Source organism: Aeromicrobium sp., assembly GCF_032084975.1.
Taxonomy (GTDB): Bacteria; Actinomycetota; Actinomycetes; order Propionibacteriales; family Nocardioidaceae; genus Aeromicrobium.
This window is the reverse complement of record NZ_DAMDLR010000008.1, coordinates 38,603-57,370: the sequence shown is the minus strand read 5'-3', so window position 1 is coordinate 57,370 and position 18,768 is coordinate 38,603. Positions and strand designations below refer to the sequence as shown.

The 18,768-nt window shown below is 71.2% G+C and carries 22 protein-coding genes and 1 tRNA gene; 16 read left to right on the top strand and 7 right to left on the bottom strand.

Annotation, left to right across the window (positions count from 1 at the left end; genetic code table 11):
* Nucleotide 1 precedes the first annotated feature (1 nt).
* Together RT323_RS03585 and RT323_RS03580 are read right to left on the bottom strand one after the other, a co-directional pair.
* The gene (locus RT323_RS03585) at nucleotides 2–1,018 is read right to left on the bottom strand and encodes an SGNH hydrolase domain-containing protein (RefSeq protein WP_313405083.1); all 1,017 of its coding nucleotides are present in this window, start codon (nucleotides 1,016–1,018) and stop codon (nucleotides 2–4) included.
* Between the two features lie 36 nt (nucleotides 1,019–1,054).
* Nucleotides 1,055–1,669 carry a DUF2510 domain-containing protein gene (locus RT323_RS03580; protein WP_313405082.1) on the bottom strand — a complete coding sequence of 205 codons (615 nt, stop codon included), beginning with the start codon at nucleotides 1,667–1,669 and terminating at the stop codon, nucleotides 1,055–1,057.
* Nucleotides 1,670–1,774: 105 nt separating this feature from the next.
* Between RT323_RS03580 and RT323_RS03575 the strand changes: the two genes are divergently transcribed.
* Nucleotides 1,775–1,924 (top strand): hypothetical protein, encoded by a 150-nt coding sequence (locus RT323_RS03575; protein WP_313405081.1) that lies wholly within the window; start codon nucleotides 1,775–1,777, stop codon nucleotides 1,922–1,924.
* Between the two features lie 3 nt (nucleotides 1,925–1,927).
* On the opposite strand, the gene RT323_RS03570 is transcribed toward RT323_RS03575, so the two are convergent.
* Together RT323_RS03570 and RT323_RS03565 are read right to left on the bottom strand one after the other, a co-directional pair.
* Nucleotides 1,928–2,446 (bottom strand): isochorismatase family protein, encoded by a 519-nt coding sequence (locus RT323_RS03570; protein ID WP_313405080.1) that lies wholly within the window; start codon nucleotides 2,444–2,446, stop codon nucleotides 1,928–1,930.
* Complete coding sequence (locus RT323_RS03565; protein WP_313405079.1) at nucleotides 2,443–3,942, bottom strand: cytosine permease; 1,500 nt, start codon at nucleotides 3,940–3,942, stop codon at nucleotides 2,443–2,445. Before RT323_RS03565 ends, RT323_RS03570 begins: the two co-directional genes overlap by 4 nt.
* A 195-nt stretch (nucleotides 3,943–4,137) precedes the next feature.
* On the opposite strand from RT323_RS03565, the gene eno reads away from it, so the two are divergent.
* From eno to RT323_RS03535, 6 genes are all read left to right on the top strand, one after another.
* On the top strand, nucleotides 4,138–5,412 hold the full coding sequence (eno, locus tag RT323_RS03560; protein ID WP_313405078.1) for a phosphopyruvate hydratase: 1,275 nt from the start codon (nucleotides 4,138–4,140) through the stop codon (nucleotides 5,410–5,412).
* 105 nt (nucleotides 5,413–5,517) lie between these two features.
* Nucleotides 5,518–5,976 carry a septum formation initiator family protein gene (locus tag RT323_RS03555; protein WP_313405077.1) on the top strand — a complete coding sequence of 153 codons (459 nt, stop codon included), beginning with the start codon at nucleotides 5,518–5,520 and terminating at the stop codon, nucleotides 5,974–5,976.
* On the top strand, nucleotides 5,973–6,488 hold the full coding sequence (locus RT323_RS03550) for a DUF501 domain-containing protein (RefSeq protein WP_313405076.1): 516 nt from the start codon (nucleotides 5,973–5,975) through the stop codon (nucleotides 6,486–6,488). Before RT323_RS03555 ends, RT323_RS03550 begins: the two co-directional genes overlap by 4 nt.
* Nucleotides 6,489–6,511: 23 nt before the next feature.
* Complete coding sequence (locus RT323_RS03545; RefSeq protein WP_313405075.1) at nucleotides 6,512–7,435, top strand: Ppx/GppA phosphatase family protein; 924 nt, start codon at nucleotides 6,512–6,514, stop codon at nucleotides 7,433–7,435.
* Nucleotides 7,432–8,349 carry an NAD(P)-dependent oxidoreductase gene (locus RT323_RS03540; RefSeq protein WP_313405074.1) on the top strand — a complete coding sequence of 306 codons (918 nt, stop codon included), beginning with the start codon at nucleotides 7,432–7,434 and terminating at the stop codon, nucleotides 8,347–8,349. The genes RT323_RS03545 and RT323_RS03540 overlap by 4 nt, the downstream gene beginning before the upstream one ends.
* A 9-nt stretch (nucleotides 8,350–8,358) precedes the next feature.
* A tRNA-Leu gene (locus RT323_RS03535) sits at nucleotides 8,359–8,431 on the top strand.
* 26 nt (nucleotides 8,432–8,457) lie between these two features.
* Here the strand turns inward: RT323_RS03535 and RT323_RS03530 are convergent.
* Together RT323_RS03530 and trmB are read right to left on the bottom strand one after the other, a co-directional pair.
* Nucleotides 8,458–8,907 (bottom strand): hypothetical protein, encoded by a 450-nt coding sequence (locus tag RT323_RS03530; RefSeq protein ID WP_313405073.1) that lies wholly within the window; start codon nucleotides 8,905–8,907, stop codon nucleotides 8,458–8,460.
* Nucleotides 8,904–9,644 carry a tRNA (guanosine(46)-N7)-methyltransferase TrmB gene (gene trmB, locus RT323_RS03525; protein WP_313405071.1) on the bottom strand — a complete coding sequence of 247 codons (741 nt, stop codon included), beginning with the start codon at nucleotides 9,642–9,644 and terminating at the stop codon, nucleotides 8,904–8,906. The genes RT323_RS03530 and trmB overlap by 4 nt, the downstream gene beginning before the upstream one ends.
* 35 nt (nucleotides 9,645–9,679) lie before the next feature.
* Here trmB and RT323_RS03520 point away from each other — a divergent pair, with 35 nt between their 5' ends.
* The 5 genes from RT323_RS03520 (at nucleotide 9,680) to RT323_RS03500 (ending at nucleotide 13,712) form a co-directional block, all read left to right on the top strand.
* Entirely contained in the window at nucleotides 9,680–10,186 is a 507-nt protein-coding gene (locus tag RT323_RS03520; RefSeq protein WP_313405070.1) for a DinB family protein, read from the top strand.
* Between the two features lie 23 nt (nucleotides 10,187–10,209).
* Nucleotides 10,210–11,307, top strand: coding sequence for an FAD-binding oxidoreductase (locus tag RT323_RS03515; protein WP_313405069.1), 1,098 nt, complete (start codon nucleotides 10,210–10,212; stop codon nucleotides 11,305–11,307).
* A 73-nt stretch (nucleotides 11,308–11,380) separates the two neighbouring features.
* The gene (locus RT323_RS03510) at nucleotides 11,381–11,707 is read left to right on the top strand and encodes a helix-turn-helix transcriptional regulator (protein WP_313405067.1); all 327 of its coding nucleotides are present in this window, start codon (nucleotides 11,381–11,383) and stop codon (nucleotides 11,705–11,707) included.
* On the top strand, nucleotides 11,704–12,759 hold the full coding sequence (locus tag RT323_RS03505) for a hypothetical protein (protein WP_313405065.1): 1,056 nt from the start codon (nucleotides 11,704–11,706) through the stop codon (nucleotides 12,757–12,759). Before RT323_RS03510 ends, RT323_RS03505 begins: the two co-directional genes overlap by 4 nt.
* Nucleotides 12,760–12,842: 83 nt before the next feature.
* Complete coding sequence (locus RT323_RS03500; RefSeq protein ID WP_313405063.1) at nucleotides 12,843–13,712, top strand: Bax inhibitor-1/YccA family protein; 870 nt, start codon at nucleotides 12,843–12,845, stop codon at nucleotides 13,710–13,712.
* Between the two features lie 133 nt (nucleotides 13,713–13,845).
* Here the strand turns inward: RT323_RS03500 and RT323_RS03495 are convergent, their stop codons facing one another.
* Complete coding sequence (locus RT323_RS03495; RefSeq protein WP_313405062.1) at nucleotides 13,846–14,754, bottom strand: SGNH/GDSL hydrolase family protein; 909 nt, start codon at nucleotides 14,752–14,754, stop codon at nucleotides 13,846–13,848.
* A 56-nt stretch (nucleotides 14,755–14,810) separates the two neighbouring features.
* Here RT323_RS03495 and RT323_RS03490 point away from each other — a divergent pair, with 56 nt between their 5' ends.
* The 4 genes from RT323_RS03490 to RT323_RS03475 all read left to right on the top strand — a co-directional run bounded on the left by RT323_RS03490 (nucleotide 14,811) and on the right by RT323_RS03475 (nucleotide 18,767).
* Nucleotides 14,811–15,491, top strand: a complete 681-nt coding sequence (locus tag RT323_RS03490) for a tyrosine-protein phosphatase (protein WP_313405060.1) — start codon at nucleotides 14,811–14,813, stop codon at nucleotides 15,489–15,491.
* Nucleotides 15,488–16,372 (top strand): pirin family protein, encoded by an 885-nt coding sequence (locus RT323_RS03485; protein WP_313405059.1) that lies wholly within the window; start codon nucleotides 15,488–15,490, stop codon nucleotides 16,370–16,372. The genes RT323_RS03490 and RT323_RS03485 overlap by 4 nt, the downstream gene beginning before the upstream one ends.
* A 92-nt stretch (nucleotides 16,373–16,464) precedes the next feature.
* Entirely contained in the window at nucleotides 16,465–17,277 is an 813-nt protein-coding gene (locus RT323_RS03480) for an SDR family NAD(P)-dependent oxidoreductase (RefSeq protein ID WP_313405057.1), read from the top strand.
* A complete protein-coding gene (locus tag RT323_RS03475) occupies nucleotides 17,274–18,767 on the top strand; it encodes a cytochrome P450 (RefSeq protein ID WP_313405055.1) in 1,494 nt (497 codons plus the stop codon). The genes RT323_RS03480 and RT323_RS03475 overlap by 4 nt, the downstream gene beginning before the upstream one ends.
* The last annotated feature ends 1 nt before the right edge of the window (nucleotide 18,768 follow it).

Below are 18,768 nucleotides of genomic sequence, written 5' to 3'. Positions count from 1 at the left end.
GTCAGATCAGGCGAGCGGCGCGGAAGCGCTTCACCAGCAGCGGCGCCATCGTCGCGGCGTACGTCCGGGTCAGGTGCGTGTTGTCGCGGTAGACGTTGACCCCGCCGATGATCGCGGGGCAGTGCCCCTTGCGGCAGTACAGCGACCGCAGGTTGATGGCCCTGGCGCCGCGGGTGGACTTCGCCGTCAGCACGAACGGGTCACGGGCGAAGCCGGTCCCGGTCGAGACGCCACACCGGCGCGTGCCCTTCTTGACGCCGTGCCTCTTGAGGCATCGCTGCGGGTCGCCGGCCAGCCGCGGGTTGTCCGAGAGGGCGACGATCCGCACCCCGCGCGTGATGAGGGGCTTCCACGTGGCGCGCATCGCCTTGATCTGGCTGGAGCGACTGCCGGCGATCTGGCGCGTGTACCCGGTGGTGACGATCATGTCGGTGTGCGGAGCCTGCTTCACGAGCCAGCGCGAGAGGTTCTTGCGGTACGCGCGGCACGGCTTCACACGCGACTTGTCGGGGTGGTCGAGGCCGGAGCGGGTCCACGAGCAGGCGGCGCGCACCTGGGCCTCGAGCGAGATGTGCCCCCGCTCGGCCATCGTGATGAAGGCGGGCAGGAGCGCCCGGCCGTGCGAGTCGCCGACGAGGATCACGTGGGGCCGGCTCGCGGAGCGGGTACCGAACGTGCAGCCCCGGTTGACGGTCGTCTGGCTGGTCCCCGGGCGGTAGCACTGCTTGCCGGGCGTCCTGATCTGGTCGCGGTGGGCGTTCCGCGGCTTCGGGGTGATCCGTCCGGTCAGCGCCGGGTTGTGGCAGCGCTTGCGCGCCATCGACGCGGCCCCGAAGCAGCGCGGGGTGGAGGCGGCGGTGACGGCGGCCACGTCGGCCCGGGCGACGGGCGCGGATGCAGCGGCTGGGACCGCCTCGGCCACCGAGGAATCGCGGCCCGAGACGGCCACGAGGACGGCGGCCACGGCAAGGACGACGGCGACCAGGGCGATGCGCAGCGGGTGCTTCACGGAGCTCACGTCCCCAGCCTTGCCCGAATCGACCGCGCCGACAACTCAGTAGTCGTCGTTCGCGTCGCGGTCGTCCAGTTGCCAGCGCCCATCGCGCTTCTCGACGTAGTACGTGGCGGATGTCCGGGGCGAGGGCGGATTCGTGAACTGCTCGTTCGCGACCAGGATGCCGAACGGCCCGAGGCGCATGGCCCACGCGATCTCACTGCGGCGGGGGTTCGTACGTGCCTGCCACTGCTCGCACGTGAAGACCTCGGCGTAGTCGTCCACCAGGTCCTCGCGGAAGCCGGGCGTCGTGACCCGTTCGAGCGCGGCGCAGTCGCCCGTCCGCTCGGCGCGCAGGAACGCCGCGTACGTCTCCTCGACGGGATCGGTGTCGCTGATGCCCTCGGCCGCGAGAGCACCGAGCAGGCCACCGATCAGGGCGGCCAGCAGCATGACGAGCGGCAGGATCCAGACCAGCTTCGACCGCGGGACCGACACGAGGTCGGGGGCGGTACGGGCAGCGGGCCGCTGGGGGGCGATGGCCCGCTGCGGCTGGGCCTGCTGGCGAGCCAGGGGAGCGGTGTGCTCGGTCCAACGCGAACCGTCCCACCACCTCAGCTGGCCGTGACCGTCGTCGTACCAGCCGGCGGGAGTGATCGGGGTCGGCGTGTCCATGCCCCACATCATGCCGCGATCGTGTCGCCGGTGGGTCGCAGGTTCGTCCCGGACATGTCGCGCCGGTGTCGCCGGGGGTTCACCCGGACGGGCTCGACTGGTGCCATGAACCGATCCACCTGGCGCCGGGCCCGCCGAACAGCCCTCGTCGTGTCCTGCATCGGCTACTTCGCCACCCTCACGGTCGTCGGCCAGGTCGCCGACGGCGAGACCGTCCCCGACCGCCCCGTCTCGTGGCTCGAGGCGCGCCGCTGACGATCAGACGATCGTGATCTGGGGCGCGTAGAGCGCCATCAGGTCGAGGGCCTTCGCGTGGTTCTCAGGCGTGGAGCCGGCACAGGCCCGCGCCACGACCTGCACGGTCGCGCCGGCGTCCGCGGCCGCCAGCGCGGTCGAGATGACGCAGCAGTCCGTCGCGACGCCGGTCAGCACCAGCTCCGGGGCCGGCCCCGTCACGGCCTCGAGGGCCGGCCACTTGCCGAACGTCGTCGCATCGACGATCGCCCGGGCATGGAGCTCGGTCGCGTCGGGCACGAGGTCGAACAGGGGATCGCCCGCCGGCCGGTCGGCGAACGGCCACGCCTCGAAGTAGGCCCGCCACGAGCCGCTGCGCGACTCGGCCGGACCCGGGACCCAGCGCGTGACGATCGTCCTGTGCCGGGTCGCCAGGTCGCGCACGGGCGCGACGATGTCGCCGAACATCGGCGAACCCCACGGTGAGTCCGCCGCGGCGAACACCCGCTGCGGATCGATCACGACGAGCCAGGGCTCGCTCACACCGACTCCTGCTGGCGAACGCGCGAGCGTTGCGCGACGAGGGTGACGACGAAGCCGATCGCGAAGGCCAACAGCACGCCCAGGTTCGCGTAGGCCCAGTTGCCGTCCCAGTACGAGCCGTCCTCGACCCACGTGCCGAGGTTGAGCGGCTCGAGCAGGTAGCCCTGCCAGTTGTTCCACGATGCCTCGGTCGCGTAGTTGTTCACGACCAGGCCCCAGCCCACGACGGACGCCACCGCCATCGTCGCGATGGCCCCCCAGTTCACCGCGCCGTAGCGACCGGCCGGGTCGAACAGCGCCTCCTCGTCGTAGTCGCTCCTGCGCAGCGCGAGGTCGGCGATCACGATGCCGGCCCACGCCGCGATCGGGACGCCGAGCGTGATGAGGAAGCTCTGGAACGGCTCGAGGAAGCTCTCGGCGAAGAACACGACATAGACGGTGCCGATGGTCAGGATCACCCCGTCGATGAAGGCCGCCGTGGGGCGGGGGATCCGCACGCCGAGGCTCAGCAGCGTCAGGCCCGAGGAGTAGATCCCCAGCACGGCGCCACTGACGAGGGCCAGCACCGACGCGACCAGGAACGGCACGAGGTACCAGGTCGGCAGGACGGTGGCCAGCGTGCCGATCGGGTCGAGGGCGATGCCGGCGGACAGGTCGGGGGAGGAGCCGGCCAGCAGGATGCCGTAGAGGACGAGCACGACGGGCGCGAGCGCTCCGGCGATCGTGTTCCACAGGACGATCTGGACGCCCGGGGTGGAGCGCCGCTGGTAGCGCGACCAGTCGGCCGCGATGTTGATCCAGCCGAAGCCGAAGCCCGTCATGACCATGACGAAGGCGCCGATCACGGCCTGGCCCGAGCCGTTCGGCATCGAGGTGACGGCGTCCAGGTCGATCTCGTCGACGGTCAGCACGATGTAGCCGATCGTCGCGATGCCCGTGAGCCACGTCAGGACCGACTGCATCCGCATGATGATGTGATAGCCCGCCACCGAGGCCGCGACGATGAGGCCCGCGACGACGATCATCGCGATGACCTTGACGGCGTCGCCGCTGCTCCAGCCGAGCTCGCGGAACACCGTGGCGGTGGCGAGCGTGGCCATGATCGCCAGGAACGTCTCCCAGCCGATCGAGATGAGCCAGCTGAAGACGCCGGGGACCTTCTGGCCCACGACGCCGAAGGGAGCGCGCGACAGGATCATGGTCGGCGCCGAGCCACGCTTGCCGGCGATCGCGACCAGGCCGCAGGCCGCGAACGAGATCACGATGCCGAGCACCGCGACCATCGTGGCCTGCCACCACGAGATGCCGAAGCCCAGGATGAAGCTGCCGTACGAGATGCCGAAGACCGAGACGTTGGCGGCGAACCAGGGCCAGAACAGGTCCGAGGGCTTGGCGGTCCGCTCGCTCTCGTCGATGATCTCGATGCCCGTGGTCTCGATGCCCGCGCGGCGTACCGCCTCCAGCCCGCTTCCCGGGCCGTCGCTGTGAACCGTCATGTCCCGTCCTCCTACTGATGCCTGGGCTCACTGTCCCACGCGAGGCGCGCGGGCGAGGGCAGGGCGCCCCGCTGGGCAGCCGGATGCAGCATCGTGCGTCCGGCGGGCGCGGGGTCACCGCGATGCCGGTGCTCACGGCGCTAGGCTGGCCCTGCTCGACCCCGCACCCCAAGATCCCAAGCCGAGGAGCCTGCCGTGGCCATCATCGACGACGTCGCCGCCCGCGAAATCCTGGACTCCCGGGGCAACCCGACCGTCGAGGTCGAGGTCGTCCTGGACGATGGCGCGCTCGGCCGAGCCGCCGTGCCCTCCGGCGCCTCCACCGGCCAGTTCGAGGCCGTCGAGCTGCGCGACGGTGGCGACCGCTACCTCGGCAAGGGCGTGCTCAAGGCCGTCGAGGCCGTCAACGGCCCGCTCTCCGAGGCGCTCGTGGGCATCGAGGCCGACGACCAGCGCGCGATCGACGACCTGATGATCGACCTGGACGGCACGTCCAACAAGGGCTCGTTCGGCGCCAACGCGATCCTGGGCGTCTCGCTCGCGGTGGCGCACGCCGCCGCAGAGTCGGCCGGCCTGCCGCTGTTCCGCTACGTCGGTGGTCCCAACGCGCACGTCCTGCCCGTCCCGATGATGAACATCCTCAACGGTGGCGCGCACGCTGACTCCAACGTCGACGTCCAGGAGTTCATGATCGCGCCGATCGGCGCCGACACGTTCGCCGAGTCGCTGCGCTGGGGCACCGAGGTCTACCACGCGCTCAAGGCCGTGCTGAAGGAGAAGGGCCTCTCGACGGGCCTGGGCGACGAGGGCGGCTTCGCGCCGAACCTCGAGAGCAACCGCGCCGCGCTCGACCTCATCGCGATCGCGGTCGAGAAGGCGGGCCTCACGCTCGGCAGCGACATCGCGCTGGCGATGGACGTCGCCGCGAGCGAGTTCCACGGTGAGGGCGGCTACACCTTCGAGGGTGTCGCGAAGTCGTCGGACGAGATGATCTCCTACTACACCGAGCTGGTCTCCTCGTACCCGATCGTGTCCATCGAGGACCCGCTCGACGAGGAGGACTGGTCCGGCTGGAGCGCCATGAACGCCTCGCTCGGCGACAAGGTCCAGCTGGTCGGCGACGACCTCTTCGTCACCAACGTCGAGCGCCTCAGCCGCGGCATCGCCGAGAAGGCCGCCAACGCGATGCTGGTCAAGGTCAACCAGATCGGCTCGCTGTCCGAGACCCTCGACGCCGTCGACATGGCGCACCGCGCCGGCTTCCACAACATGATGAGCCACCGTTCGGGCGAGACCGAGGACGTCACGATCGCCGACCTCGCGGTCGCGACGAACTGCGGCCAGATCAAGACCGGTGCCCCGGCCCGGTCCGACCGTGTCGCCAAGTACAACCAGCTGCTGCGGATCGAGGAGCTGCTCGGCCCCGCCGCCAGCTACGCGGGCGCCAAGGCGTTCCCGCGGTTCGCCTGAGCCATGGCAGGCCGCGGATCGTCCCCGTCGTCGCGTCGTCCCACCTCGGGCCGACGTGACGGCCGGTCGACCCCGCGCACGCCGGGCCGCCCCACGACGGCACCCGTGGTCTCCGCCGCCGGGTCCGGCACGAAGTTCACGACCCGCGCGCTGATCCTGCTCGGCGTCGCGGTCATGCTGATCGCGTCGTACACGACCTCGGTGCACGCGTGGTGGCAGCAGCGCTCCGAGATCGCCGCGCTCGAGGCGCAGAACCGCCAGTCCGAGGCCGAGATCACCGAGCTCGAGGACCAGCAGCGACGCTGGAGCGATCCGGCGTACGTGCGCCAGCAGGCGCGCGAGCGGTTCGGCTGGGTCATGCCCGGCGAGGTCGGCTATCGCGTGATCGGCGTCGACGGAGAGCTGCAGGGCCAGGCGTCGACGCTCGAGGAGCCCGAGGTCGCACCGCGCAAGCCCTGGCTGGAGCGGCTGTGGGGCTCGGTCGAGCAGGCCGGCGCCGACACGGCAGACTCCGACGCACCCGCTCCCACTCCCAAGAAGCCTGCCCTGGAGACCGACGAATGATCGATCCCGCCGACATCGCAGCGATCGCCGACCAGCTCGGTCGCACCCCACGGGGGATGATCGAGGTCTCGTCGCGATGCCCGTCGGGCCACCCGAACGGGGTGAAGACCCAACCGCGCCTGCCCGACGGCACGCCGTTCCCGACGCTGTACTACCTGACCTGCCCTCGGCTGACGGGGGCGATCGGCACGCTCGAGGCCTCCGGACTGATGGCCGAGTGGACCCAGCGCCTCGCGGACGAGCCCCAGCTGGCCGCCGCCTACCGCGCCGCCCACGAGTCCTACCTGGCCGAGCGCGAGGCACTCGGACACGTCGAGGAGATCGACGGCATCAGCGCCGGTGGCATGCCCGACCGCGTGAAGTGCCTCCACGTCCTGGTGGGCCACTCGCTCGCCAAGGGGCCGGGCGTGAACCCGCTCGGCGACGAGGCGATCCGGCTGCTGGGCGACTACTGGGGTCACTCCAGCTGCGCGCCGGCGAGCGACGACGTCGACACGCCCGATCCCGCCTGACCGGCTGCCGATAGCCTGACGACATGTCTCGGACCAGCGTCGCGGCGATCGACTGTGGGACCAATTCCATCCGTCTGCTGATCGCGGAGGTGGACGGCGACACCAAGACCGATCACCTGCGCGAGATGCGCGTGGTGCGGCTGGGTCAGGGGGTCGACAGCACGGGACGGCTCGCGCCCGAGGCCGTGGAGCGCACGCTCGAGGCCTGCCGCGAGTACCAGCAGGTGATCGAGGCGATGGGCGTCGACATCGTCTCGTTCGCGGCCACCTCGGCGGTGCGGGACGCGGCCAATGCCGAGGAGTTCGGTGACGCGGTCGAGTCGGTCCTCGGTGTCCGGCCGCGCGTGCTGACCGGCGACGAGGAGGCCCGCGCGTCGTTCGAGGGCGCCACGGGCGACGTCGCCGACGTGCTCACCGCGGTGGTCGACCTCGGCGGCGGCTCCACCGAGGTCGTGCAGGGGCTGGGCCAGCCGTCCTTCTCCCACTCCTTCGACCTCGGCTCGGTCCGCATGACCGAGCGCTTCCTGCTGACCGACCCGCCGTCGGTGAGCGAGGTCACCGAGTGCATGGGGCATCTCGACGCCGTGATCGCGCCGGTCCTCTCCGCCCTGCCTCCGACCGCCGAGATCGTCGGCGTCGCCGGCACGATCACGACGATCGCGGCCCACTCGCTCGCGCTGCCGTCCTACGACAGCGAGGCGATCCACCTGGCGCGCATCCACATCGACGACGTGCGCGCCGCGTGCATGTCGCTCATGCAGATGCCGGTCGCCGACCGTCGTGCACTGCCGTACATGCACCCCGGGCGCGCCGACGTGATCGCCGGAGGCGCGCTGATCCTCGACCGTGTGCTCGAGCACCTCCCGCGCGAGACCGACGAGCTGGTCGTCAGCGAGCAGGACATCCTCGACGGCATCGCGTGGGCCGCGGCCAGGAGCGTCGCATGATCCGGGTCTCGGTCCCCGACGAGGCGTGGCTGCCCGTGCTCGCGGACCTGCCGCTGGACGTGCTGGTGTGGGACGGCTCGTCACCCCAGCCCGAAGGTCATCTCGACCTGGCCGTGTGGCCGTACACGGTGAACCCGACCGCGCTGTCCGAGGTCGACGCCTCGCGCATCGGGCTCATCCAGGGTCAGTCACTGGGTTTCGACGGCGTGGCCGACGTCCTCGGTGACGGTGGGCGCTACGCCAACGCCGTGGACGTGCACGAGGACTCGACGGCAGAGCTGGCCGTCGCGCTGCTGCTGGCGGCGACCCGCGACCTCGACCGCTTCGGTGCCCAGCAGGCGCGCGGCGAGTGGACCAAGGCCTGGACCCGCAGCCTCAACGACGCCCGAGTGATGCTGCTGGGCGTCGGGGGGATCGGCCGGCGTGTGGCGGACCGCCTCGACGGCTTCGGCTGCGAGCTCGTGCGGGTCGGGTCGCGGGCGCGCGACGACGAGCGCGGCCACGTGCATGCCACGCAGGAGCTCACCGACCTGCTGCCCACGGTCGATGCCGTGGTGGTCGCCGTGCCGCTGACCGACGCCACCGAGGGCCTCGTCGACGAGGGCTTCCTCGGCCGCCTGCGCGACGGTGCGGTCGTGGTCAACGTCGCGCGCGGCCGGACGGCCGTGACCGAGGCGATCCTGGCGGAGGCCGGCCGCCTGCGCTACGCCTCGGACGTCTTCGACCCGGAACCGCTCCCGCAGGACCATCCGCTCTGGTCCGCTCCCGGCGTCATCATCACACCGCACGTCGGCGGCATGAGCTCGGCGATGCAGCCGCGGATCGAGGCCGTGGTCCGCGGCCAGGTCGAGCGACTGCTGGCGGGACAGGAGCCGGTGGACGTCGTCGTCGACCATCGCCCGACCGCCTCGTAGGCTGGGCGGGCTCCCGTAGCCCAACGGCAGAGGCAGACGGCTTAAACCCGTCCCAGTGCGGGTTCGAATCCCGTCGGGAGCACGGACCCGCTCAGCGGGGCGGGCGCCTCAGGGCTGCTGGAGCTCGACCGCTGCCCAGGCGTCGTCGAGGTCGATGGGCTCGGTCGTGCTCCACCCGTACTCGCCGACCCCGTTGCGCAGGATCGTCAGCGGCAGCGCCTCGACCGGGTACACGACCCAGACGCGCCCGACCGAGCCCATGCGGGGCAGGACGTCGTCGAGCCGCATGTGGAACTCCTGGCTGTTCGAGACGGCGATGACGGCGGTGTCGATGCCGGACGGCTTGACCGGCTCGGTCGGCTCCGGTCGGTTCTCGGCGCCGGTCCACGTGTCGCTGAACCAGCTCTCGGGCTGCTCCTGCTCCTCGTCGGAGTAGGTCTCGACGCCGTCGGGCATCGGATCGAGCAGGGCCGTCTCCTCGACCGATTCGCCGACGATCCAGACCAGCGTGCCGGGCTGGATGCCGAGCAGCTCGGCGTTGGTGCGCTCGATGCTCATGCGGGCATCCTAGTGGCACTGATGTCCCGGATCATGCGTCCCTTCGCGATGCCCTTGGCCTCGAAACGGGTCACCGGCCGGCCCTCGAAGCGCTCGGCCCAGTCGCCCGAGGTGGTGAAGCCCTCGGCGCGCCCGACGACCTCGAGCATCTGGTCGGCGTAGTCCTGCCAGTCCGTCGCGAGCCGCCACGCACCACCCGGCCGCAGGACGCGGTGCACGAGAGGCACCACGTCGTCCGTCACGAGGCGGCGCTTCTGGTGCCGCTTCTTGTGCCATGGGTCGGGGAACCACACGCGGACCTCGTCGACGCTCTGCGCCGGCAGCATCCGGGTGAGGGCGGGCACGGCGTCGACGACGGCGAGCCGGATGTTCTCGACCTCGGAGTGGCGCATCGACACGAGCGTCTGCGCGACGCCCGGCACGTAGACCTCGAGGCCCAGGAAGTCGGTGTCCGGGTTCTCGAGCGCGGCGTGCACGAGCGACTCGCCGCGTCCGCTGCCGATCTCCAGGACGAGCGGGGCCGAGCGCCCGAAGACCTCGGCTGGATCGAGGGTGAAGCCCTCGGCGACCGACGTGCTGGTGAGGCCGCGGGGGACGTCGACGACGAACCGGTCCGCGATCGCGTCCCAGGCGTCCTGCTGGCGCTCGGTGAGCCGGCCTCCCCGCCGGGTGAACGAGACGATCTCGCGACGGAACGTCTCGGCGGGATCTCGGCGGTCTTCGGCGCTGTCGGGCATGGTCCGAACCTATCGAGCCTGCCATCGTGGTCGCCATGACGATCATCCCTGACACCAAGGACTGGACGTGGGTGCTGGAGCGCTCCTGCGAGGAGTGCGGGTTCGAGCCCGGGACGGTCGACGTCCGGGGGGCGGGCGAGGACGCCCGGGCGATGGTCCCGCGGTGGGAGTCGGTCCTGGAGCGCGAAGGCGTGCGCGAGCGCCCGGACGACGGCACGTGGTCGCCGCTGGAGTACGCGTGCCACGTGCGGGACGTGCTGCTGATCTTCGCCGAGCGACTGGCGCTCATGCGTGAGCACGACGGTCCCGAGTTCCCGAACTGGGACCAGGACGCCGCGGCCGGAGACTACGCGGCACACGATCCCGCCGCCGTGGCGGCCGAGCTCGGGTCCGCGGCTGATGCCTTCGCGGCCGAGTTCGCGGTCGTGCAGGACTGGAGCCGTCCCGGGTACCGCTCGAACGGCTCGGCCTTCACGACCGACTCGATCGTCCGTTACGCGATGCACGACCTCGTGCACCACCTGCACGACGTCGACGCCTGAGCCGACGCGCCTAGGCTGGTCGCATGGCGACGCGAACGGACGTGGCGGTCATCGGTGCCGGGATCGTGGGGCTCGCGACGGCGTACTCGCTGCAGCGGGCGGGCGTCTCGGTGACCGTCTACGAGGCCGGAGAACCCGGCGGCGGCCAGTCAGCGGGTGACTCGCGCATCTTCCGCCACGCTCACGCCGACCCCCGGCTCGCGCGGTTCGCGGTGCGCTCGCGCGGCCTGTGGCGCGAGTGGGGCGACGACCTGGGTGCCGAGCTCGTCTCGCTCGACGGTGCCGTCGCCCTCGGGCCGGGCGTCGACGAGAAGATCGACGCGCTGGCTGAGGTGGACGGGGTGGACGCCCGCCGGATCGACGCCGCCGAGCTGGCCGAGCGGCTGCCGATCCTGGCATCCCACGATGGTCCCGCCATGCTCGACGCGGGAGGCGGCTCCATCCATGCCTCGATCGTGGTCGAGCGCCTCGTGAGCCGGTTGGGCGACGCCCTGGTCCGTGACCACGTGCTGACGGTCCGGCCGACCGGCGCCGGCACGGTGGAGATCCGCACCGGTACCCGCAGGGCCGAGCACGCGTACGCCGTCGTGTGCGCGGGTCGCGGGACCGCGTCGCTGGCGCACGGCCTGGGTCTGTCGCTGCCGATCCGCAACGCGGCCCACGTCCGGGTGTCCTTCGACGTCGCCGGAGCGGCGCCGTCGTCGCTGGCCACGCTGCAGGACAGTAGCGGCGCCTTCGGTGAGGCAGCCGTGTACGCCGCGGCCAGCGTCGACCGCACGCGGTACGGCGTGGGCATCGCCGAGGAGGTGCCGGTCAACGACGACGGTCGCTCGGTCGATCCCGACGCGCTGCAAGGCCTGGCCGAGCGCACGGTCGCCTACGTCCGGCGGGCCCTGCCCGGACTCGACCCGGCACCGGTCGGTCACGTGCACTGCTGGGTCACGACGCTGCCCTGGGGTGACGACGGCGTGGCGGTCTGGGAGCACGAGAACGTGGCTCTCGTCGCGGGGCACAACCTGTTCAAGCAGGCTCCCGCGCTGGGCGGGGTCCTCGCCGAGCTGGCGGCCGGGGGAGCGTTGCCGGACGAGCTGCGGCCGAGCGCACGCCTCGGCCACGCCTGACCGAGCCGACGCGATCGACCCACCGGTGTCGTGTCGTGCACACTAATGCGGATTGCGTGGTACTGTCCCGTCCATGGATGCAACCCAACTGCTCAAGGGAGTGCTCGATGTCGCCGTCCTGGCCGTCGTCGAGGGCGAGGACGGGTACGGCTACGACGTGGTCCGACGACTGCGCTCGGCCGGCCTGGAGGAAGTGGGCGACGCCTCCGTGTACGGCACGCTCCGGCGGCTGTACTCGGCCGGTGCGCTGACCTCGTACGTGGTGCCCAGCGAGGAGGGCCCGCACCGCAAGTACTACGGCATCACCGCGCAGGGCCGGTCGATGCTGGCCACGCAACGCAAGACCTGGGCGGAGTTCGCCCGCACGATGGACCGCCTGCTCGAAGGAGTCGCCGCATGAACGCCACCACCCTCCCCGCCGAGATCATCGCGTTCGCGAACGCCGTCCGTGCCGCGATGGCGGACCTGCCCGCCGACGAGGTCGAGGAGCTCACCGAGGGGCTCGAGGCCGACCTCGCCGAGGCGTATGCCGAGGACCTCGCCCGCGAGCTGCCCGACCCCGCGGCTTATGCCGCCGAGCTGCGGGGGGCCGCCGGCCTCCCGACGCCGGACCCGGGTCGGGGACGGGTCGCGTCGATCGCGGCCCAGTTCTCCGAGATGGGCGCCGACGTGCGCCGCAGCGTCCGGGCCAACCCGGCGGCGGCTGCGACGTGGGACTTCCTGGCGTCCCTGCGGCCGGCGTGGTGGATCGTGCGCGCCTGGGCCGCGTTCCAGTGCTTCGGCGCGTTCTTGGGGTTCGAGGGCGACCTCCTGCCGGGCGCGAGCCTCGTCCAGTGGGTGCTGATGCTGGTGCTCGTCGCCGGCAGCGTTTTCCTCGGTCAGCGATCGTGGCCCGGTTGGGCGCGCGGTCTGATCGGCGCAGGCAATGCGATCGCCGTCGTCGTCGTGCTCGTCGCGGTCCCGCAGGTGCCCACGCACGCGGACATCGGGAACGCCTGGAGCGCCGCGGACTCGTGGGGGTACGAGGACAGCATGGCCGCGGGGCCGGATGGGACCGGCGTGTGGCTCAACGGCAACGAGGTGACGAACATCTTCGCGTACAACGCTCGCGGGGACGCATTGGACGGCGTGCAGCTGTTCGACCAGGACGGCCAGCCGTTGGCCACGTCGGTCCCCGGCGGCAACGGCTGCCTGGTGAAGGACGAGTGGGGCGACTGCACGACGCCCGGCGCCTGGCTGCCGTCGCAGGTCGAGACGGGCGCGAGCGTGTGGAACGTCTACCCGCTGCGGATGACCGAGTCGAGCTTCGAGGATCCGACGACGCCCCTGCCGGGCGCCGTCGCCCAGGACCGGCCCGCGCCGTTCCTCAAGGTGCCCGCGCTGCTGGCGGCGGCCGCCCAGGGCGCGAGCCGTTCGCCGGAGCCGGCGAAGTCACCGGCCCGGGAACAGTGAGCCGGGTGGGGGCGTTGGATAGGGTGAGACCACCGACCCCGCCACCACCGGCGCGTGGGGCCACATCCTCCCGGAGGAACAGCATGAGAAGCAGCAACCCGGTCTTCGCCAGGAGCGAAGAGTTCAACGGTCGCAACACGACGCAGTACGCCGATCCGTCCCAGTGGAAGATCGACCTCTCCGGCTCCGGTGACGGTGGTACACAGACGCCCGGCCTGCAGGCGCCCGCGGCCCCCGGCCGCATGACCCTGGACACCGTCGTCGAGAAGACCGCGATCACGCTCGGCACCGTCGCGCTGTTCGCCGCGGTCGCGTGGTTCGCGATCGGCGGCATGTTCGACGACCAGCTGGGCACCGTCAATGAGGCGGCCGTCCAGCGCGCCTGGATGTTCGCCATGGGCGGCGCGCTCGTCGGCTTCGTGCTGGCGATGGTCAACTCCTTCAAGAAGATCATCAGCCCGGCCCTGGTGCTGGTCTACGCCGCCGCCGAGGGCCTGTTCGTCGGTGCGTTCTCCAAGATCGTCTCGACGTGGGTGGGCGACTCGACGATCGTCTTCCAGGCCGTCCTCGCTACCTTCGTCGCGGCCGGTACGACGCTCGCGGCGTACAAGTTCTTCAACATCCGCGTGACGGACAAGTTCCGCAAGGTCGTCACGATCTCGCTGTTCGCCTTCATGGGCATCCTGCTGGTCAACTTCGTGCTGAGCCTCACGGGCGTCCTCGAGCAGGGCGGCCTGCGCAGCTTCGGCGCGCTCGGCCTCGTGGTCTCGCTCATCGCAATCGGCTTGGCCGTGCTGTGCCTGATCATGGACTTCGACTTCGTCGAGCGCGGTGTCGAGGCGGGCCTGCCCGAGCGCGAGTCGTGGCGTGCGGCCTTCGGCCTCACCGTCACCCTCGTGTGGCTCTACATCGAGATCCTGCGCGTCCTCGCGATCCTGCGTGGCGGCGACTGATCCATCGACTGCACGAAGGCCCGTCACCGTTCGCGGTGGCGGGCCTTCGTCGTCGGGGCCGGGGTGGGGCGGTGACTCAGCGTCGGTTCGGGCGGAGGAACGGACGCTCACTCACCGCTCGACCCGGGCCCCATCAGCGGCGCCAGCGCAGGACAGCGGCGAAGCGGCGACCGCGGGGCGCCGGGGCGACCTGGGTGCCACCGTGCTCGGCGGCCCAGTCCGCGGCCTGCTCGAGCGTCATCTGCTCGATCGGCTCGTCCTCGACGCGCGAGCCGTGGCGCCACTGGGTGACGGCGGCGTCCACCAGGAAGTTGGCGATCGTCGCGTAGCCATGGGCGCTGGGGTGGAAGCGGTCGTCCCCGAACAGCGCGTCGCCCTTCACCAGGAACAGCGGCTCGAGCACGTCCGCCAGGGACACGACGCGGGCGCCGGCCTCGACGGCGGCGACGGTCTGGCGCCGGGCGAGGTGGCGGCTCCAGTACCGGCAGACGGTCCGCAGCGGCACCGGGAGCGGCTTGACGGTGCCGAAGTCGGGAACGGAGCCGACGACGACCTCGGTGCCCATCGACCGCAAGCGCCGCACCGCGGCGGCCAGCCGGCGGGCCGAGCGCTTGGCCGGCACCTGGTGGGTGATGTCGTTCGCTCCGACGAGGATGATCGCGATCTGCGGGCGGTGATGCTCGGCCGCCTCGATCTGGCCGAGGAGGTCGCTGGAGCGAGCGCCGACCACCGACTGGTTGTGGACGTGCACCGGCGAGTCCAGGATGTGCGAGAGTCCGATGCCGATGAGGGCCGAGGGAGTCTCGTCGACCGTCCTCATGCCGTAGCCGACCATCGTCGAGTCGCCCAGCAGCAGGCAGTGGACCGCCTCGCCCGCCAGCTCGTGCCCGTAGAGACCGTTGCCGGACGGCGGGCGGTCGGTGGTCGTGCCGATGCGCTTGCGTGCCCACAGGGCCTGCGCGACCAGGACGACATAGGTGCCGATGCCGGCCCCCGCGGTCCGCGCGGCGGCCTTGGCGGTCGTCTTCGCGGGGCTCGGCACCCCTCCAGTGTAGGAAGGGCGGCCAGACGGTCGGACCGGGTTCCTAGGATGGAGGTGTGAACGAGACCGTCCCCAACCTCCGTGACCTCGGCGGCACGCCCGTCGAGGGCGGCGCCGTCGCCCCGGCCCACCTGATGCGCAGCGCGATGCCGCTGGGGGACGACGTCGCCCCGCCCGAGATCACGTGGCCGCCCCGCGTCGTGATCGACCTGCGATCCGTCGCCGAGACCGAGCCAGTCCACCCGCTGTCGGGCCACGGCGTGACGGTGCGCAACTTCCCGCTGCTCAGCGCCCTTCGCCCCGGAGTCGCTCCGCCCGAGAGCCTCGCCGAGCTCTACCGGCTCATGCTCCGCACGACGGCCGAGCACCTCGTCGACGTGGTGGACACGGTCGCCTCGGCGTCCGGTCCCACGCTCGTGCACTGCGCTGCGGGCAAGGACCGCACCGGCGTCTCGATCGCGATGGTGCTGGCGCTGCTGGGCGCCAAGCGCGAGGACATCGTCGACGACTACCTCGTCACCGCCCGGCACGAGGAGCAGATCGAGGCCCGTTTCCGCCGGCTGTTCGGCGCGCGGCGTGCCGCCGTGCCCACCCAGTACTTCGCGACGCCCGTCGAGGCGATCACGGCGGTCCTCGACACGTGGGACGAGCATCCCGGCGGCGCCCGCGGATGGTTCCAGAACGCGGGAGGTCGACCCGAGACAGTCGAGCGGCTGAGGTCCAGACTGGTCGTATGACCCACGACCAGACGATCGAGCCGCGCGAGGTCCCCCTGGGTGGGTTGCGTGGACTGACGGTGCACCGCACCCTGCCCAGCCGGCCGTTGCCGCTGATCGGCGCGTGGTGCTTCGTCGACCACTTCGGCCCGACCGAGCACCCGATGAAGGTGCTGCCGCACCCGCACATCGGGCTGCAGACCGTGACGTGGCCGATCGAGGGATCGATCCGTCACCGCGACAGCCTCGGCAACGACGTCGTGCTCGAGCCCGGCGAGCTGAACCTGATGACGTCGGGCGACGGGGTCTCGCACTCCGAGTTCAGTGACCCGGGGCCCATGCACGGGGTCCAGCTGTGGGTGGCGCTGCCCGACCACCGGCGGCTGGGCCCGGCGGGTTTCGAGCACCATCCCGACCTGCCGCGCGTCGGTGGGGACGGATGGGAGGGCGTCGTGCTCGTCGGCCGGTTCGCGGGGGCCGAGTCGAAGGCCACGGTCCACACGCCCTTGGTCGGCGTCCAGCTGACGCTGCAACCGGGTCGCCACGAGCTCGGTCTCGACCGGGACTTCGAGTACGGCGTGCTGGCCGTCGACGGTGACATCACCGTCGCGGGGGAGTCCGTCTCCCGTCGGGCGCTGCGCTACCTGGCGCCAGGACGGGCGGCTCTGGCCGTCGAGGTCCGGCAGCCGACGATCGTCATGCTGATCGGCGGCGAGCCGTTCGAGGAGCAGATCGTGATGTGGTGGAACTTCATCGGACGCACCCACGACGAGATCGTGGCGGCGCGTGAGGACTGGCAGGCGCTACTGCCGCGATTCGGGCGTGTCGAGGGCCACGGGGACGTGGTCATCCCGGCTCCGCCGCTGCCGCACGTGCGGCTCCGGCCGCGCGTCCGGCGCTGAATCACGATCGTGACAGCATCAGTGTCAAGGTAACTGGGAGTTACCGTTGACGGACGGCCCAACTCAGATACTGTCGGTATCTGGAGGTGGACATGACGTACTTCACGGACAAGGTCGCGGTGGTCACGGGCGCCGGTTCGGGCATCGGACGCGCCCTCGCGCTTGAGCTGTCGGCTCGCGGCGCGGCGGTCGCGATCAGCGACGTCGACGCGACGGGCCTGGCCGAGACGGAGCGGATGCTGGCCGGAGCGCGGGTGCGGGCCGACCACGTCGACGTCGCCGAGCGCGAGCGGATGCTCGCCTACGCGAGCGAGGTGGCTGCCCACTTCGGCGTGGTCCACCAGGTCTACAACAACGCCGGCGTCGCCTTCAGCGGCGACATCGAGGCAATGGACTTCGAGCACCTCGAGCGGGTGATGGACGTCGACTACTGGGGCGTGGTCAATGGGACGAAGGCGTTCCTGCCTCACCTCATCGCCTCGGGCGACGGCCACGTCGTCAACATCTCGAGCGTCTTCGGCATCATCTCGGTCCCCACCCAGGGCGCGTACAACGCGGCCAAGTTCGCGGTGCGCGGGTTCACCGAGGCGCTGGCCATGGAGATGAAGGCCCGAGGCCGGCCGGTGAAGGTGACGTGCGTCCACCCCGGTGGCATCCGGACGAACGTCGCGCGCAACGCCGCCCAGGTCGACGGACTCGATCACGACTCGCTCGCCACATCGTTCGACAAGGTCGCCCGGACCAGCCCCACCCGCGCGGCCCAGGTCATCCTCGACGGCGTCGCGAAAGGTCAGGTGCGGGTGCTCATCGGCGCCGACGCTCGCGCCATCGACCTCCTGGCCCGGATCGCGGGCCCTCGCTACCAGCGCCTCGTCGCGCGCTTCTCCGGAAAGGCCGGTCTATGAGTCTGCTGAAGGTCAAGAACAGCTGGAGCGGCCACCGGTTCCCGCACCCGCCCGGTCGACGGCCGATCGCGTACGACGCGCTGCAGATGCGCAACAACACGCCGCTGACCACGATCATGCGGCTCGGCCGGGGGCTCGGACCGATCTTCGAGGTCCGGGTGTTCGCGCAGAAGTTCGTGTTCGTGGCCGACGCGCAGCTGGCGGCCGAGCTGTGCGACGAGACGCGGTTCCACAAGAACCTGCCGCCGGCGTTGGTGTCACTGCGCGAGTTCGTCGGCGACGCGCTCTTCACCGCGTACGACGAGGAGCAGAACTGGCACACCGCCCACGGCGTGCTGATGCCCGCCTTCGCGAAGTCGGCGATGCGCCGGTACCACGACACGATGCTCGAGACCGTCGACGAGATGTTCGCCGTGTGGGACGACGTCACGGGCCCGATCGACGTCACGGCCGACATGACGAAGCTGACGCTCGAGACGATCAGCCGCTGTGCCTTCAGCCGGGACTTCGGCTCGTTCACCTCGCGTGAGCGCCATCCCTTCGTCGACGCGATGGTGGCCGCGCTCATGACGGGGATGCAGAAGGGCTCGCTCGACTCGGTGCCCGGCGGCAAGCGCATCGCCCGGCGCATCGACGAGGAGAACGCGGAGTTCCGCGCCTACGTGGACGACCTCGTCGACGAGATGGTGCGCGAGCGGCGCGAGACCGGGGAGCGTCACGACGACCTGCTGGACCGGATGCTCTACGAGCCGCACCCCGAGACGGGCATCCTGCTCGACGACCAGAACATCCGCGAGCAGATCCTGACGTTCCTCGTGGCCGGCCACGAGACGACGTCCGGGGCCCTGAGCTTCGTCCTCTACTACCTGTCGCGCAACCGCGAGATCGTGGCGAAGGCGCAGGCCGAGGTGGATGCGCTCCTGGGCGAGGACCCCGACGCCGAGCCGACCTTCGAGCAGGTGCCCAAGTTCCGGTACGTGAGGCGCTGCCTCGATGAGGCGCTGCGGCTGTGGCCCACGGCGCCGGCCTTCGCGCGATCCCCGCGCGAGACCACCACGATCGCGGCGGGAACCCCGCACGAGGTGGTCATGACCCCGGACGACTGGGCGCTCATCGTGCTGCCGATGGCGCACCGCGACCCGCAGGCGTGGGGCCCGACGGCCGAGGAGTTCGACCCTGACCGGTTCCTTCCCGAGAACTCCCGCGGTCGGATGAAGAACGTCTACAAGCCGTTCGGCACGGGGGAGCGGGCGTGCATCGGCCGCCAGTTTGCGCTTCACGAGGCCGTCCTCGTGCTGGCGCGACTGCTGCACCGGTACGACATCGAGGGCGACCCGTCGTACGAGCTCAGCATCGAGGAGCGGCTCACGATCGTGCCCCGGCGCTTCCACCTCACGCTGACGCGGCGCACGCCGACGCCGGTCGCGGAGGAACCGCAGGTCGACGCCGGCCCCGACGCGGTGGCGCCGGGTTGTCCCGTCGCCCACTGAG